The organism is Algibacter sp. 2305UL17-15 (assembly GCF_040720935.1).
GTDB lineage: Bacteria > Bacteroidota > Bacteroidia > Flavobacteriales > Flavobacteriaceae > Jejuia.
This window is the reverse complement of sequence record NZ_JBFDAE010000007.1, coordinates 196,509-214,068: the sequence shown is the minus strand read 5'-3', so window position 1 is coordinate 214,068 and position 17,560 is coordinate 196,509. Positions and strand designations below refer to the sequence as shown.

Annotated in this window: 15 protein-coding genes and 1 riboswitch; of the genes, 4 read left to right on the top strand and 11 right to left on the bottom strand. The window is 35.4% G+C overall.

What is annotated here, in order from left to right; genetic code table 11:
- Positions 1-92: 92 nt before the first annotated feature.
- Together ABXQ82_RS09765 and ABXQ82_RS09760 are read right to left on the bottom strand one after the other, a co-directional pair.
- The gene (locus ABXQ82_RS09765) at positions 93-1,367 is read right to left on the bottom strand and encodes an O-acetylhomoserine aminocarboxypropyltransferase/cysteine synthase family protein (protein ID WP_367058497.1); all 1,275 of its coding nucleotides are present in this window, start codon (positions 1,365-1,367) and stop codon (positions 93-95) included.
- Between the two features lie 160 nt (positions 1,368-1,527).
- Positions 1,528-1,652, bottom strand: a riboswitch (SAM riboswitch).
- A 239-nt stretch (positions 1,653-1,891) separates the two neighbouring features.
- Positions 1,892-3,436: a hypothetical protein gene (locus ABXQ82_RS09760; protein WP_367058545.1), complete on the bottom strand. Its 1,545-nt coding sequence runs from the start codon at positions 3,434-3,436 to the stop codon at positions 1,892-1,894.
- A 148-nt stretch (positions 3,437-3,584) separates the two neighbouring features.
- Between ABXQ82_RS09760 and ABXQ82_RS09755 the strand changes: the two genes are divergently transcribed.
- The 4 genes from ABXQ82_RS09755 to ppgK all read left to right on the top strand — a co-directional run bounded on the left by ABXQ82_RS09755 (position 3,585) and on the right by ppgK (position 8,298).
- Positions 3,585-4,760: a 2-isopropylmalate synthase gene (locus ABXQ82_RS09755; RefSeq protein WP_367058494.1), complete on the top strand. Its 1,176-nt coding sequence runs from the start codon at positions 3,585-3,587 to the stop codon at positions 4,758-4,760.
- Between the two features lie 122 nt (positions 4,761-4,882).
- Complete coding sequence (gene leuB, locus ABXQ82_RS09750; RefSeq protein ID WP_367058491.1) at positions 4,883-6,001, top strand: 3-isopropylmalate dehydrogenase; 1,119 nt, start codon at positions 4,883-4,885, stop codon at positions 5,999-6,001.
- Between the two features lie 360 nt (positions 6,002-6,361).
- Positions 6,362-7,450, top strand: a complete 1,089-nt coding sequence (locus tag ABXQ82_RS09745) for an acyltransferase (RefSeq protein ID WP_367058488.1) — start codon at positions 6,362-6,364, stop codon at positions 7,448-7,450.
- A 107-nt stretch (positions 7,451-7,557) separates the two neighbouring features.
- Entirely contained in the window at positions 7,558-8,298 is a 741-nt protein-coding gene (gene ppgK / locus ABXQ82_RS09740; RefSeq protein WP_367058485.1) for a polyphosphate--glucose phosphotransferase, read from the top strand.
- Positions 8,299-8,337: 39 nt separating this feature from the next.
- Here the strand turns inward: ppgK and ABXQ82_RS09735 are convergent, their stop codons facing one another.
- The 9 genes from ABXQ82_RS09735 to ABXQ82_RS09695 all read right to left on the bottom strand — a co-directional run bounded on the left by ABXQ82_RS09735 (position 8,338) and on the right by ABXQ82_RS09695 (position 17,555).
- Positions 8,338-9,117, bottom strand: coding sequence for an alpha/beta fold hydrolase (locus ABXQ82_RS09735; protein ID WP_367058482.1), 780 nt, complete (start codon positions 9,115-9,117; stop codon positions 8,338-8,340).
- 60 nt (positions 9,118-9,177) lie between these two features.
- The gene (locus ABXQ82_RS09730; RefSeq protein WP_367058479.1) at positions 9,178-9,540 is read right to left on the bottom strand and encodes a hypothetical protein; all 363 of its coding nucleotides are present in this window, start codon (positions 9,538-9,540) and stop codon (positions 9,178-9,180) included.
- A gap of 246 nt (positions 9,541-9,786) precedes the next feature.
- Positions 9,787-11,061: an argininosuccinate lyase gene (argH, locus tag ABXQ82_RS09725; protein WP_367058476.1), complete on the bottom strand. Its 1,275-nt coding sequence runs from the start codon at positions 11,059-11,061 to the stop codon at positions 9,787-9,789.
- Positions 11,062-11,222: 161 nt separating this feature from the next.
- Complete coding sequence (locus ABXQ82_RS09720; protein WP_367058473.1) at positions 11,223-12,296, bottom strand: M20 family metallo-hydrolase; 1,074 nt, start codon at positions 12,294-12,296, stop codon at positions 11,223-11,225.
- A gap of 1 nt (position 12,297) precedes the next feature.
- Complete coding sequence (argB, locus tag ABXQ82_RS09715; RefSeq protein WP_367058470.1) at positions 12,298-13,074, bottom strand: acetylglutamate kinase; 777 nt, start codon at positions 13,072-13,074, stop codon at positions 12,298-12,300.
- A gap of 99 nt (positions 13,075-13,173) precedes the next feature.
- Positions 13,174-14,115 (bottom strand): N-acetylornithine carbamoyltransferase, encoded by a 942-nt coding sequence (locus tag ABXQ82_RS09710; RefSeq protein WP_367058467.1) that lies wholly within the window; start codon positions 14,113-14,115, stop codon positions 13,174-13,176.
- A 60-nt stretch (positions 14,116-14,175) separates the two neighbouring features.
- Positions 14,176-14,937 (bottom strand): glutamate 5-kinase, encoded by a 762-nt coding sequence (proB, locus tag ABXQ82_RS09705; RefSeq protein WP_367058464.1) that lies wholly within the window; start codon positions 14,935-14,937, stop codon positions 14,176-14,178.
- A 90-nt stretch (positions 14,938-15,027) separates the two neighbouring features.
- Positions 15,028-16,221 carry a glutamate-5-semialdehyde dehydrogenase gene (locus tag ABXQ82_RS09700; protein WP_367058461.1) on the bottom strand — a complete coding sequence of 398 codons (1,194 nt, stop codon included), beginning with the start codon at positions 16,219-16,221 and terminating at the stop codon, positions 15,028-15,030.
- Between the two features lie 209 nt (positions 16,222-16,430).
- On the bottom strand, positions 16,431-17,555 hold the full coding sequence (locus ABXQ82_RS09695) for an aminotransferase class III-fold pyridoxal phosphate-dependent enzyme (RefSeq protein WP_367058458.1): 1,125 nt from the start codon (positions 17,553-17,555) through the stop codon (positions 16,431-16,433).
- Between the last annotated feature and the right edge of the window lie 5 nt (positions 17,556-17,560).

The window sequence follows — 17,560 nt, the reverse complement described above, 5'->3', positions numbered from 1 at the left end:
AATCCCGAATCGTCGGGAGTAGGTCTGGTTTGCTTATTTATTTTTTATCAAGACCTTTCAGGTTTTAAAAACCTGAAGGGTCTAAAATTTTATTAAACCGTTTTAAAAGCCGCTTTCAAATCTGCTTTCAAATCGTTGATATCTTCAATACCAACAGACAAACGAATTAAATCCCCAGATACACCTGCCGATTCTTGTTCTGCTTCATCCAACTGCTGATGTGTTGTACTTCCCGGATGGATGATTAAAGATTTTGTATCTCCAATATTGGCTAATAAAGAGAATAATTTCGTGTTATCAGCTATTTTTTTAGCGGCATCAAAACCACCTTTATGTCCGAAAGTTACAATGCCACTTTGTCCTTTGGGTAAATATTTATTTGCTAAGGCGTTGTATTTGCTACTCTTTAATCCGGGATAGTTTACCCAAGCTATTTCATCTTGTGCTTCTAACCATTTTGCGATTTCCAAAGCATTTTCACTATGTTGTTTGATTCTAACAGGTAACGTTTCTAAACCTTGAATAATGTTGAATGCATTTGTTGGACTCATAGCACCTCCAAAATCCCTTAAACCTTCTAAAATTAATTTGAAAGTATATGATGCTGCTCCCAATACTTCGTGGTATTTTAAGCCATGGTATCCTGCTGAAGGTTCTGTGAATTCTGGGAATTTTCCGTTTGCCCAATTAAAAGTACCAGCATCAATAATAGCACCACCAAGAGATGTTCCTTGGCCGCCAATATATTTTGTCAACGAGTGGATTACAATATTTGCGCCGTGTTCAATTGGGTTTAACAAAACTGGTGTCGCAACTGTGTTATCCACTATAAAAGGAACTTCTGCGGCTTTAGAATGTGCTGCAATTGCTTCTAAATCTAAAACATCCAGTTTTGGATTTCCTAAAGATTCCACAAAAAATGCTCTGGTATTATCCTGTGCTGCGTCTTTAAAATTATCAGGATTTGAAGCATCTACAAATGTTGTTGTAATACCCAATCTTGGAAGTGTCACACTCAATAGATTATAAGTTCCGCCATATAAACTACTTGATGCTACAATATGATCTCCAGCTTTTAACAAGGTTAACAACCCTGTTGCTATTGCTGCAGTTCCTGAGGCAAATACAACTGCTCCTATACCACCTTCTACAGCAGCCAAACGATCTTGTAAAATTTGATTGGTCGGGTTGTTTAAACGTGTGTAAATAAACCCTAATTCTTGTAATGAGAATAGGTTTGCTGCATGGTCTGAATTGTTAAAAACGTAAGAAGTTGTTTGGTAAATAGGAACTGCTCTTGCTCCACCATTTGCTGCCACGTCATGCCCTGCATGTAATGCGTTTGTTGCTAATTTTTGATCGCTCATTTTTCTAGTATCTTAATTTAGTTAAACTTAAAGATTCCCACATTTGCGAGAATGACAAATTCAATTGAACCCTTAATGCAAAAAGCATCTTAGATCATTTTTGGACTTAATAGAAAAATGTTATAAAGAAGTATTAAAATTACACAACGTAATTTTCTTGGGGTTATCTATCCAAACACCGATAAATGAATCGGTAATTTAAGTAGAATTTAGCACCTTCTTTAATAAGTTTAAAGGGTTGCTAAGGTTTCAAAGGGTCTATCCCTCCACCTTTCTTGATAACATTTCAATAAGTTTTTGAACTTTGTGAATGCAAATATTGAATCTGAAACGTTAATATCCAAATTTTTGAGGAGATATTTTAATAAATACACCTTAAGACAGCTTAAAGAAACAATTTATGCAGATAGATACGTAAGAGATTGAACGGCATGTTTGATTCCAATGTAAATCGGGAGACTGCCGAAAGCCCGACTTAGGTCCTGAACTAAATTCAGGGTATAGGTTACGCCCAAAACAAAACACTAACTACTTGACACATGAAACTTTTCTCGTATGATAGCGCCAATAGGTCGGTTCTCGATTTTAGACTCCAGCCAAGAAATAATATCTAGATACAGGAAGGCACGACTTTGATAGGGGTCATCTTCAAACTCCTTTAATTTCTTGTGGAGTTTAATGAATTCTCCTTTTACTTCGTGCGGATAAATATCTCCTAAACCTCTTAAAAACTTGATGAATTCTTTTTGTACTTCATATAAATCTTCCATTTTAATTAAAAACTTATAAGTGCTTTTAATCAAGACGTCTAAGTTGTAATCCAGGCCCGCTTCGTAATGTGCTACAAGATTTAAAATTCTTGAAAAACACAATAAATCTTCGCGCATTTGTAAAGACTTGTTACTAATAATTTTTTCTAAGAAATGAATACACTTTTTGTTTTCGCCTGCTCCAAAATACATGCTCGCAATTTTATAATAAAACACCATAACGTGATGCTCGTCTATACGATTGCTGTATTTTATTAATTGTTCTAAAACCGTATCTATTAATGGCAAACCGTCTTGAAAACTTCCTTCGATAAAATGAAGATTGAATTTGTTGTTATAGATAAACAGAAATGCTAATGCTTCGTTATTATCGTCGAGCGGAAACCAATCTTCTTTGGTAATATCTTCAAATTTGGAGAGTGTGTCCTTAAATTTTTCGTGCTGACGCAAATAAAATAACGACTCCAGCAAGTAATGATTTCCTCTCAAAAAAAAGACAGGATTCAATACAATCATATTTTTATTTTCATAGAATAAATCCACCCATTTAGAGGCATATTTATAACAGGACAGGAAATCTACCGTTAAAAAACTGTACCATAATTTTGCTTTGTATAACCACAATTTCTCGCGAAAACCTAATTTGTTAATATCATATTTGGGCAATCTATCTTTATAATATTTCGTTATTATTTGATGGTCTTCATCATTTTTTACGTAACCAGTCTTTAAAAACAAACCATATAATTGTAGTGATAAATTAGAGAGTTTACTTGCCAAAACATTTTGCAAGCTCAACTCTTTTGCCTGAATTGTCAGTTCATCTGCCCTATTGCTAATACTTCTTGTAATGTACTGAGACTCAATAACCTTTTCTAACTCTACAATCTCGTAAGCTGCATTTTTTTCTTCATTGGCAATCGCCAAATTTTTTGCTTTATCTAGAATTTTTAAACTCTGTTTGTACAAGCCCTTATGATATAAAATTGTCGCAAAATCGAGTTGTTCCCTAATTTGGATTCTGATGTTTTGGTGCGAAGGATTTAAGCGCAAACTGATTAATATCTGTTTGTATAAATGCGCCTTTAAGTTCGATAACTGCTGCTTTTTTACAATGCCTTTTTTCAAGATAGCAGCCTCATCATAAGACTTAAGTTTATCCAAAATATTAAAAAGCATTAAAAATTTAGAGTCTTCATTTACCCCCAAACGACCCACATAGAGTTTGAACTGTCGCTTTTCGGATTTTGAAAGCGATTTTACCAAAATAAATAAATTATCTTTTTGCTCTTTTGTCATAATCATAAAATCAGTTTTATAAATCTGATTTTCAGTTGTTTAAATAGAATACACAGAGGTTAAACATCGTAAAAAAAATATTGGAGTAGTCCTTTTTACGAAACCAAATTATACATTCGTAGAACAATAAGAAAATATATTCTAATAAATGTCTGATAATCACGTTCAAATTTTTGACACCACTCTTCGAGATGGCGAGCAAGTCCCTGGCTGTAAGTTAAATACAGATCAGAAAGTAATTATTGCAGAACAGCTTGATAAATTAGGGGTTGATATTATTGAGGCGGGTTTTCCTGTTTCTAGCCCTGGTGATTTTAGATCTGTTGAAGCAATATCAAAAATAGTAAAAAATGCAACGGTTTGTGGTTTAACCCGCTCTGTTGAAAACGATATAAAAGTAGCAGCCGAAGCTTTAAAATATGCTAAAACACCGAGAATCCATACAGGTATTGGCACTTCGGATTCCCATATCAAATTCAAATTCAAATCTACTCAAGAAGCTATTATAGAACGTGCTGTAAGTGCCGTTAAGTACGCAAAATCATTTGTAGAAAGCGTTGAGTTCTACGCGGAGGATGCTGGTAGAACCGACAACGAATATTTAGCGCGTGTTTGCGAAGCGGTGATTAAAGCTGGAGCAACGGTTTTAAATATTCCTGATACCACGGGGTATTGTTTACCAAGCGAGTACGGTGCAAAAATTAAATACTTAAAAGAAAACGTAAAAGGCATTGATAAGGCCATTTTATCTTGCCATTGCCATAACGATTTAGGTTTGGCAACTGCTAATTCTATCGAAGGTGTCATCAACGGTGCACGCCAAATAGAATGTACCATTAACGGTATTGGCGAGCGCGCTGGAAATACGGCGCTGGAAGAAGTAGTGATGATTTTAAAACAACACCCCGATTTGAATTTAGACACAAGAATTCAAACCGAAATGTTGTATGGCGTGAGCCAGTTAGTATCAGATAGCATGGGAATTTACACCCAACCAAATAAGGCTATTGTTGGCGCAAACGCCTTTGCGCACAGTTCTGGAATTCATCAAGATGGTGTGATAAAAAATCGTGAAACTTACGAAATTATCGACCCAAAGGATGTTGGTGTTACCGAATCTGCAATTGTTTTGACCGCAAGAAGCGGAAGGGCCGCTTTGGCCTACAGAGCCAAAAATATTGGATATGAGTTAACAAAATTGCAATTGGATGAAATCTATACTAATTTCTTGGATTTTGCCGATAATAAAAAAGAAGTTGACGATAACGATATTCATAAAATTATTGAAAGCAGTAAGGTTTACAAAGAAATTGTTTCCTCTTAATCGAATAAATTTCATTACTAAACCCAAGCGATTTACTTTGCAGTACCATTCTTAATTAAATTGAGATTCCTGCTTTCCTGTCTGCCGACAGGCTGGCGAGAGAATGATAAAAAGTTAAATTAATGAAATTAAAGATAGCCGTTTTGCCAGGAGATGGCATAGGACCGGAAGTTATTTCTGAAGCAGTTAAGGTGCTAAAAGCTATTGCATTGGCATTTGAGCATACGTTTACCTTTCAATACGGATTGGTTGGAGCCGCAGCTATTGACGCGACCAAAAGCGCGCTACCAGAAGCAACTATAAACCTTTGTAAAAAAGCAGATGCTGTTTTATTTGGCGCCATAGGTGATACCGCTTACGATATCGATCCAAATGCTAAGATTCGTCCAGAGCAAGGACTTTTAGGCATCCGAAAAGCATTAGGCTTACATACCAATATTAGACCCGTTATTGCTTACGACGATTTATTGAACAAATCTTCGCTTAAGGTAAAACAGATTAAAGACACCAATATTTTGATCTATCGAGAGCTGACAGGTGGTATTTATTTTGGTGAACGAAAATTAAGTAAAGATGGGAATACCGCATCAGATTTATGTGAGTACCATCGGTTTGAAATTGAGCGTATTGCCCATGCAGCATTTAAGGCAGCACAATCAAGAAAACGCAAATTAATGCTGGTTGACAAAGCCAATGTTTTAGAAACTTCAAGATTATGGCGTCGTGTGGTACAAGAATTGGCAAAACAATATCCAAATGTAAAGTTGGATTATATGTTTATTGATAATGCCGCGGTGGAATTAATAATGAACCCGAGACAGTTTGATGTTATTTTAACCGAAAACATGTTTGGCGATATCCTATCGGAAGAAGCTAGTGTTATCGTAGGTTCTATTGGGTTATTGGCATCAGCTTCTCGCGGCGATAAACATGCTATGTTCGAGCCTATTCACGGTGCATTTTCAAAAGCTAAAAACAAAGGCATTGCAAACCCTATTGCCTCAATTTTATCTGCCGCTATGTTGTTGGATCATTTTGATTTGGCCGATGAAGCTGCTTTGGTTCGCGAAGCTGTTGACAAATCGTTGAAACTTCATATTACCACACCAGATTTAAACACCAAATACGATAATATCTCTACAAGTAAAGTAGGCGATTTTATTGAAGATTTTATAAACAATCCAGAAGAAACTAATTTGAACTTTACTAATATTCATTTAGGGCAGTCCACAATTATTTAATTCTTTTGAGTTGGTTACCAACCATATTAAACCAAACACTTTGTAGAGGAAAACCCTTAAGAGTGCGTTATAATCAGTATGCTTTTTTATTTTGGCGCACCCCTTCTGGACTCGCTCGCACCTCGCTGTAACCTTCCTCTACAATCCCCAACTGGAAATAAAACTGAGATTTTGAGATTTAAAGTCGCATTTCAACTTGATTGCATATAGGTTTTTACGCTTGTAAAAATATCATCTAGTAAATAAAAACCATTAGGTGTTTATTAAATCGTTCTCATTTTATAATCTCCCAATTTCTATTTAATTTTGAAAATTGAATAGCATCTGAAATAACATTTTTTTTAATAATAAACCCTATAAATGGCAAACAAAAAATTACCGAACCTAGATGCTTTGAGAGCTTTTTTAGCAATTTCAGTAGTAATATGCCACATCCCACGTCTATCAGAACCCCTTGGAATTCCATTTTATGATGACCTCCCTATCATTAAAAGAGGGTTTGATGCCGTTCTTGTCTTTTTTAGCTTAAGTGGTTTTTTAATCATTGGGATGCTCTATGATGAAAAATTAAAATACGGATCTATAAACATAAAGAATTTTTATATACGTAGAATCTTAAGGCTCTACCCCGTCTATTATTTGGTATTAATATTCGGATTAATCTTTTATATTTATATCATACCTCTTATAGGAATGCCTCAAAGAGCAGAATATAGTTTATGGGAAGGCATAGCTTGGAATGCCGGTTTTTTACCCAATGTATTTAGAATAGTATATGACCCGGGTTTTATCTTGCTCATATTATGGTCTATAGGTATTGAAGAACAGTTTTATCTATTTATCGCTCCTTTTATTTACCTCATGCCAAAAAAATGGTTTTTTAAGAGTTTAATATTTTTTACGGTTATCTATTTTATTTTATTCCACATAGAGGTTTTTATCAATCTCGAAAAGTATTTGTTTTATTATTTTAATATTTCCATTGGAGGCATAATAGCAATTATTTTTCGTCATCAGGAAAAGTTTAAATTTTTATTTCAACCATTTTTAAAATACGCGACCTACATACTTTCCATTTTATACTTTTTTACTGATTGGTTTATTTTCGACTCTAAAGTCTTATCAAACTTATTCGTAACTATTACCTTTTCTTTATTAATACTATACCTAGCCAATGAGAAAAAAATAATTGTCACAAACAAAAACATAAACTATATGGGAAAAATATCTTACGGTATTTATATGTATCACATTATTGTTTTGCACCTTGTGTTATTCCCGATTCAAAAATTTAAAATCTCGGATACTATTGGAGATGCGCCAACGATTATATTAATAAACATTTCATGCTTAATAATTACAATTTTGATGTCTCATTTTTCATTCAAATACTATGAAAGATTTTTTCTAAAATTTAAAAATAAATACAGAAGGGTGATAGACTCCTAAAATGCATATTAAAATAGACAATCCCTATTTCAATAAGTTACAATCAGCTTCAAAAATCAATCAAAATACTTTTAGTAAATTTGAAAGAACACTTTTAAATAAAACTTATGGAAATATTAGGTATAGATATTGGCGGAACAGGAATGAAAGGAGCGTTAGTTGATTCCGAAACAGGAGAGCTTACCTCAGAGCGGTTTAGAATCCCTACTCCAAAATCCAGAAAACCCGATGACATGGCCAGGGTTTTTAAGGACATTATAGATCATTTTAATTATGACGGGCCCGTAGGATGTGGTTTTCCAACAATAACAAAACACGGTATCTGCAAATCAACCAGTAACTTAAACAAAGGTTGGTTGAATGTCAATATAAAAACCCTTTTTTCGGAAGTATCCGGACTACCCGTTACCGTTGTTAATGATGCCGATGCTGCGGGATACGCCGTTATGAATTACGGTATTGGCAAAGGCGAAGGCGGTTTGGTCATTATGATTACGATTGGTACAGGGTTGGGGAGTGGTGCATTTTACAACGGAAAATTGATTCCTAATTTTGAGCTTGGGCAAATTCCCTATAAGAAACATAGAAAGATTGAAAAATGGGCAGCTGCTTCAGTCAAAAAACGTAAAAATTTAAGCTATAAAAAATGGGGCAAACGCTTTAATACCTTTTTAGAATTAGTGGAGGTTATTGTTTGTCCAGACTTGATAATACTAGGTGGGGGCACCTCAAAACATTTTGATAAATTTGAAAAGTGGATTACGGTTGAAACACCAGTAAAAGCCTCACATTTAGGCAATCATGCAGGGATTATTGGGGCTGCGGTTGCGGTATTGCATGACACCTAAACGTTTTCTTTTTGATGAAAAAGTAGTGCAATCAATCCTCTACTTTCCCAATTCTAAAAGCATCTCTGTGAGTTCCTTCGGCGCAGACCATTGTGCATTATGGTCTGATTCCAACATTAAAACAGGCCATCCCTTACTCTTAGCACGTTCTGCCTGTGATGCAAATCCATCTTTTTTTGGGTCTTTATCTTTTTCCACAGTCAAAATAAAGGTTGTTGGTATTTTTAATCTATCGGGGTTGTCTAAAACAATTTTGTCTGTCCAAGTTTTTAAAGAGTGCGGTACATCCTTGGGAGCCTTGGCATCTTTGGCCACCCATTTCGGTATTAAAAAACCATCTTCTACTAGAAGACCTTGTGGTGTATTCTCTCCCATTGCAGTAACTAAGCTTTCGCCATTTTCGGGTACCACAGCATCCAAATAAACAAGCTTACTGATCCGTTCTGGAATTTTATTGACAACACCAGCAACTACCATTCCGCCGTAACTATGCCCTACTAAAATAATATTGTGTAAATCTTCAAAAAGCACCGTATTTACAATATCCATAATATGCGTATCTAAACCAACCGTATTGGATGCCAAATGCGCGCGTTCGCCTTGTCCTGTTAATGTTGGACGATATACAATTACGTTTTTAAAGGTCATTAACGAATCGACTTCTTTAAAAGCCCAACCTCCTCCCCAAGTTCCATGCACAAGAACATAAACTTGTTTAACTTCAGTTTTTTGCGCTTGTAATGACTGACAACAAACTGTGGTAAATAAAAAAACCCAAATAAAAGTAGTACTTAAAAAAAGTGTTATAAATTGTTTCATAATGACTAAAGTTAGTGATTTTTAGGGTAGCTTTAAGAAAACGTATCATCATATTTGCATCTACTCTTCGCTTCCATTTCGGTACTCATACATCCCATAAGTAGTTTCTCGTACTTCTAATTTACCAACCGCGCTCACATTATCAATGGTAAACTGGTTGTTTGTAATGGCATAACGGGAGCAAAATGATATTTCATCTATGGCATCAATATCTGTTTTTAATTTCTCTGGAATCCCACGCATACCAACTATATGAAGTTGTGGCGAAAACGCCCAAGGTGTCCAAGCTAGATCTACGGTTATGGTTTTAGACTCCCTTGGATTTAAATCCACATAATCGGAACAATACCACCGTACGAAACCATCTGGATCTTTACCCACAAACATTTCTGCCTGCATGTATATATCGCCAACATTAGACACATCTGCTTTTTACTTGATGATAACTTTTAAGCCCCAATTTTCGTCTGTAGTCGTTTTTAGCTTTAAAGTTGTTTTTAAAGAGGCATGACCCGTAATAACAAGGTGCGTGGAAAAGGAAGTCTTCTTTTTAATTTAGTTTTAATGCAACCGTGTCTATACGAATTATAAATATAACCCAGGCATGTAAAAAACTAAAAACTGAACAAGAACTTTACGTCCTGGTTTTTTTGAATGATTTTACCAAAACTAGTCCGGAAACTTATCGCGAATCTTATCCAAACACAAGTTATGAATACTCCCCACATGTGTATGCTTTTTAGACGTATCTGGAACATAGGTGCCATCTTGTACTTGTCCGCCTATTTTCTGATACGCTTCCCTGAAACTTTGTCCTTCAACGACCAAAGTATTGATATTATCTACTGTAAAAAGGTATTTGTATAAATCGCTATGTACATCAATATCCTTCACAATAATTTGTTGAATAGAGAAATTAAAAATATCTAGAATATCTTTTAACTCTTCAAAAGCAGCAATCATATTTTCCTTTAACAATTGAAAATCCCTATGGTAACCACTTGGCAGATTATTGGTGATCAAAATCATTTCGGTTTGTAGGGCTTGTATCTTGTTGCACTTACCGCGAATCAATTCAAATACATCTGGGTTTTTTTTGTGGGGCATAATACTGCTCCCCGTAGTCAATTCATCTGGAAAGGACACAAAACCGAAATTCTGACTCATATACAAACACACATCCATTGCAAAACGAGATAAAGTTCCACATAAGCCACCGAAAGCTGCGGCAATAATTCGTTCGTTTTTACCACGCCCCATTTGTGCGGCTACCACATTATACTTCATGGTTGCAAAACCCATTTCTTTAGTGGTTAATTCCCTATCAATTGGAAAAGAACTTCCATAACCCGCTGCTGAACCTAATGGATTTTGGTCAACCGATTTAAGTGCTGCATTCAAAAAATACACGTCATCAATCATCAATTCTGCATAGGCAGAAAACCATAGTCCAAATGATGATGGCATTGCTACTTGCAAATGTGTATAGCCTGGAAGCACTTTATTTTTATGCGTTTCTGCTAAACCTAAAAGCGTATCGAAAAGTGTTTTTGTTTTCTTTTGAATCAACTTTAAATTTTCTTTGTAGTACAAATGACAAGCCACTAAAACTTGGTCGTTTCTAGAACGTGCGGTATGGATTTTTTTTCCGACGTCGCCTAAAGACTTTGTGAGTTCGAATTCTATTTTAGAATGTACATCTTCAAATTGGTCATCAATCACAAACGTACCTGCCTCTATTTGATTGGCTAAAACGTCTAAACCGCCCAGCAGTTTTGTTAATTCTTCTGAAGTTAAAATGCCAATGCTTTCCAACATTTTAGCATGCGCTTTTGATGCAATAACGTCGTATTTTGCAATATGAATATCGATTTCCCGGTCGTTCCCAACCGTGAATTGTTCTATTTTTTTATCTATTGATATGCCTTTGTCCCAGAGTTTCATAAATTTCTGCGAAGGCAGAAATCCCTACCTTCATTTTTAATTGTTAATATTTTACACCTACAAGTCCCGATGGCTATCGGGATTAGAAACCTTATAGGAGATTTTCTCTTTCCAGACCTTTCAGGTTTATAAAACCTGACAGGTCTATTTTAGATTCCTGCCTACGCAGGAATTAATACCCGATTCAACAATTCCACATAAATCTGTATCCCTTCTTCAATTTCATTCAAATAAATAAATTCATCTGCTGAATGCGAACGTGTACTATCCCCAGGTCCTAACTTTAATGATGCACAAGACAACCATGCCTGATCTGATAATGTTGGCGACCCGTATGTGGTTCTTCCCATTGCTATACCAGCTTTTACTAATTCGTGTTCCATTGGAATTGATGATGAATTCAAGTGCAAACTACGTGGCTTGATACTTGTAACAGGTGCGTTTTCTTGCAAAATCTTAGCGACTTCCTTATTACTATAAGCATCGTTCACACGAACATCAATCACTAAATCTACATGACCTGGCACCACATTATGTTGCGACCCTGCATTAATTTGAGTGACCGTTAACTTTACATCTCCTAAAGCTTCAGATCCCTTTTCAAACTTAAAATCCTTGAACCATTTTAACGCTTCAATACTTTTATAAATGGCGTTATTATCGTTTGGATGTGCTGCATGACTTGGTGTACCTTCGATGACTGCATCAAAAACGACCAAGCCTTTTTCAGCTACTGCCAAATTCATTAAAGTAGGTTCTCCAACAATCGCTACATCAACTTTCGGAATTATGGGCAACATACTATTTAATCCGTTGGGACCGCTGCTTTCTTCTTCCGCGGAAGCGACAATGACCAAATTGTATTTTAAGTCTTTTTGATTGTAAAAATGAGTAAATGTTGCAATCAGCGACACCAAACACCCCCCTGCATCATTACTTCCTAAACCGTATAATTTTCCATCTTCTACAATTGCCTTAAAAGGATCTTTTGTGTAAGCTGAATTTGGTTTTACAGTATCATGGTGGGAATTTAATAATAGTGTTGGCTTAGTATTGTCAAAATGTTTATTGATCGCCCAAACGTTATTTTTGGTACGTTTAAAACTAATATTATATCGTTTAAACCAATCTTCAATATGTGATGCAGTAACGCTTTCTTCGGAAGAAAACGATTGTGTTTCAATCAGTTTTTTCAGAAGTAAAATTGCATCGTTTGTTAATTCTTCTAGCCTCATGTTATAAGGTTATTTTAGTGAAATTATCATTTTCTTGAGTTAACATCGCGGTGTTTCCCATGTTTATCGTATTGACACCATGTCGTAAAGCATCAAAACAGTTTTCTAATTTGGGCAGCATGCCATCTGCAATAACACCTTTACCCAACAGCTCTTTATAGATTTTGGAATCGATATGTTTAATTACTGAATTTTTATCGTTGATATCTTCTAAAACACCATTCAATTCAAAACAATAATAAATTGATGTGTCGTATAAATTACTCATCCCAACTGCTACTTGCGACGTTATCGTGTCTGCATTTGTGTTTAGGAGTTGTCCGTTTCCATCGTGTGTAATCGCACAAAATACTGGTGTGAAATCGGCTTGAATTAATTTATCGATAGCCTTGTGAGCAACTTTTTTAACATCGCCAACAAAACCATAATCAATCTCTTTAACCGGTCGTTTTTCAGATTTGATGCTATTTATATCCGCTCCAGTCAATCCAATGGCATTGGTGTTTAAAGCCTGCAGTTTCGCTACCACATTTTTGTTAACCAAACCACCGTAAACCATAGTGATTACTTTTAAGGTTTCGGCATCCGTAATGCGTCTGCCATTTATCATTTTAGATGCAATCCCTAATTTAGAAGCGATATGTGTGGCACGTTTTCCGCCGCCATGTACCAAAATTTTTCGCCCTTTTAAGTTTGAAAATAATTTTAGAAATGCGCTTAAGGCTGCATCATCTTCAATGATGTTTCCTCCTATTTTTATAATTGACAGTTTTTCCATTCTAATTCAATTTGTCATTACGAGGAGTTTTTATGACGAAGTAATCTGTTTCTTTTGAAGAGATTGCTTCAATCGTTCCTCATTCGCAATGACGTTAACTTACTTATTACTTTCCAATATCTTTTTAAGTACCAATTGTGCAGCAAAAGTCCTATTATTGGCTTGTTGAATTACTAAAGAGCTCTCACTATCCAAAACCGCATCTTCCACAACAACATTTCGTCTTACAGGTAAACAATGCATGAATTTAGCATCGCCTATTTTGTCTTTGGTAATCATCCAGTCTGTTTCTTTATTTAAAACTTTTCCGTAATCGGAATAACTGCTCCAGTTTTTAGTATAGACAAAATCGGCATCTTTAAATGCTGCTTCTTGATTGTGAAAAACTTCTGTATTTCCTGTAATTTCAGGGTTTAAATCATAACCTTCAGGGTTTGCGATTACAAATTCCACATCCATTTTTTGCATCGCCTGCACAAAACTATTTGCTACCGCATGTGGTAAAGCCTTAATATGCGGTGCCCAACTTAAAACCACTTTTGGACGTGCAACTTTTGCATGTTCTGAAATTGTAATAGCATCGGTTAATCCTTGCAATGGATGTCCAGTAGCACTTTCCATGTTTACAATAGGTACGGAAGCGAATTTCACAAATGATTTTAGTACATGTTCACTTTCATCTTTAACCTTATCGGTTAACGTCGGGAATGCTCTTACGGCGATAATATCGCAATACTGGGAAACTACCGCTGCGGCTTCTTTGATGTGTTCTGCTGTATTGCCATTCATTATAGTGCCGTCTCCAAATTCGATACCCCAAGCATCGCCTGACACGTTCATCACAATAGGGTTCATCCCTAAATTCAACGCTGCTTTTTGGGTGCTTAAACGGGTACGTAAACTAGAATTGAAAAACAATAATCCAATGGTCTTGTTTTTACCCAATTCATGATGTTTAAGCGGATTTACTTTTAATTGCTTCGCTTCTTCAATCCAAGAATTGATGTTATCTATATCGTGTATGGAAGTGTAATGTTTCATTTTTTTTAATCGCTTCTTTAGACCTGTCAGGTTTTAAAAACCTGACAGGTCTGGGATTTTTTATTTTATTTTAGTAAACGGCACTTTATCTTCAAATGCATTTATTATAAAATCATCTTCCAACCCGTTTACAATCCAAGTTTCTATATTCGCTTTTTTGGTCACCGATGCCGCTTCAATTTTAGACTGCATCCCACCACTACCATGTGATGATTTAGAATTCACTACTTGCTGTCTCAATTCATCAAAATCTAAAACGGTTTCAATCGTTTTAGGTGTCCCATTTTCCATGGATGTTTTGGTGTAAATACCGTTTGTATTGGTTGCAATGATAAACAAATCTACATTTAAAAGTGAAGCTGTTAAAGCCCCTAGCTTATCATTATCACCAAATTTGATTTCGTCTGTCGCAACCGTATCATTTTCATTAATAATCGGAATGTAATTATTATTTACCAAAACATTGATCGTGTTCATAATATTGGTTCTGCTTTCTTTCTTTTCAAAATCTGAATACGACAATAAGCATTGCGAACTCAATAAGCCATACTCTCTAAAAATCTCCTGATAAATACGGATTAAATGAGGCTGACCAATTGAAGCCAGAGCTTGTTTTACGAAAATCTCCTTGCGTTTACTTTCCAATTTCACAAACTGTTTGGCAACCGCTATAGCGCCAGAACTCACAATAATAAACTCACAGCTTTCTTGAAGTTTTGCAATTTGATTTGCCATATCTTCAATTTTCCCTCTTGATATATTATCGGTTTCTTTAGTAAGCGTGTTAGAACCTACTTTTAGTAATATGCGTTTCTTTTTCATTTATTTAAAACTTCACCAGTTCTAGTTTATCTTTCGTTGATATTGATGAATACTGACTTATTTCTTAAATGCCCATTATGGGCCTGCACCTTATCTTATTTGTCCGTTTCCGTGAACATACCATTTATTGGTTACCAAATGCTGTAAACCAATTGGCCCGCGTTGGTGTAATTTATCTGTACTGATCGCCAATTCGCCACCCAGTCCTAATTGTCCGCCATCTGTAAAACGCGTGGATGCATTATGATAGACCGCAGCAGTATCTACATTTTCCATAAAATGTTTAGCTTCAGTTTCGTTTGTTGTGACAATTACTGATGAATGTCCGCCAGAATACTTATTTATCATGGCAATGGTTTCTGCATTAGACCCAATTTCTCCAATAAGAATTTTATAATCCAGAAACTCTTGATACCAAATATCGTCAGATTCAAAAGGTTTGATTTCTTCAAATTTAGAGGTGGACTTATCGCCAATAATTTCAATATTAAATGCTTTTAATTTTGAAATTAACCGTTTTATAAATTCTTCTTTATTCGGCAGATGTTCATCAATTAAGACTTTATCGACAGCATTACACGCAGATATTTTTGATTTCCCATTGAGAATCACATCCAAAGCAATATCTAAATCCGCTTCCTTATGCACATATACAAAGTTATTGCCACGACCACTAATAATTACAGGACAAGTAGCATGTTGCTTTACAAAAGCAATTAAACGTTCGCCACCACGAGGTACGATCAAATCGACTTTTTGGGTTGGTTTTTCTAAAAAGGCTTGTGTTTCGGTTCTGTTGAATTGTAAATATTCTACCCAATCGGTAGATGCGCCTTCTTCTTTCAAAGCCTGATGCCACAATGCAACAATTTTTAAGTTTGAATTTAAAGATTCCTTCCCACCTTTTAATAATATTTTATTACCTGATTTAAATGCAATACCAGCAGCCTCTACAGTAACATCTGGACGCGATTCATAAATAATCAACACCGTTCCAAACGATGCCGTTTTATTATAGACTTGCATCCCATTATCGTGTTTAAAACTAAAACGCTCCACACCAACCGGATCTTCTTGCGATGCCAAATGTGTTACGGATTTAATCATTTCATCGACCTTAGAATCATCAACTTTTAAACGATCAAACATCGAAATGTCGTCGCCTTTGTAAGCTTCTAAATCTGTCTTGTTTATAGTAATTATTGCTTGACGTTCTTGTTCTAAAAGTTCTGCCATTTTAAGTAAAACAGCGTTTCTTTTTTCTATGGATAATAGGGTGTTCATTTTTTCAGTATTCAGTATTCAGTATTCAGTATTCAGTATTCAGTATTCAGTATTCAGTATTCAGTATTCAGTATTCAGTATTCAGTATTCAGTATTCAAAAATCGTTAATCGTTGTTCGTTAATCAACATTTATCAACTTATTTTACCTTCATTTTACGCTCAATTTCTTTGCGCCCTTGCGGCTTTGCGTGATAAAAATCTTCAGCTTCTACAAAGCTTTCTTCAAAGCTTCAAAAAATTGATCAATATGCTGTCTCTCAATATTTAATGGCGGTAAAATCCTCAACAACTTCTTATTAGCCGCGCCTCCGGTAAATATCTTATAATTGTAAATTAAATCTTTGCGTAGGTCACCAACTTCAAAATCGAATTCTAAACCAATCATCAAACCTCTTCCTTTAATATTTTTTATCTGAGGAATGGTTTTAGCTATCGAAATAAAATACTCAGACATGGCATTTACATTGTCTATCAAATTTTCATCTTCAATCGTATTTAAAACCGCTAAACCAGCAACACAAGCTAGGTGATTTCCTCCAAAAGTCGTTCCTAGCATACCATGTTTAGATTCAATATCCGGATGAATTAAAATCCCTCCAATAGGGAATCCGTTCCCCATGCCTTTGGCGATAGAAATAATATCTGGCGCTACGTTATAATGCTGAAATGCAAAAAACTTCCCAGACCTACCGTAACCCGATTGTACCTCATCTGCAATAAACATCGTATTGTTTGCTTTACAAAGTTTATCAATTGCTTCAAAGAATTCTGCTGAACCCTGATCTAAACCACCAACACCCTGAATAAACTCAACAATAACAGCACAAACATCTCCTTTTTCTAATTCAGCCTTCACACCTTCAATATCATTTAAAGGCAAAATAGTTACGGCTTGTTGTGCATTAATTGGTGCAATAATACTTTTATTATCGGTTGCTGCAACAGCTGCCGACGTACGTCCGTGAAACCCATTACTAAAAGCCACAACCCGCTTTTTTCCTGTTTTAAAAGATGCTAATTTCAAAGCATTTTCATTGGCTTCAGCTCCGGAATTACATAAAAACAATTCATAGTCTTCACAACCAGAAAGTGCTTCTAACTTATCGGCTAACTCCACTTGTAACGGATTCTGAATTGCGTTGGAATAAAAACCTAAAGTCTCCACTTGATGCGTAATTGCCTTAACATAATTAGGATGCGCATGCCCAATTGAAATTACAGCATGCCCTCCGTAAAGATCTAAATACTCAATACCCTTGTCATCATAAACATGGATGCCTTTTCCCGAAACCGGAGTTACATTATATAATGGATAAACGTCAAATAATGGCATTTTAA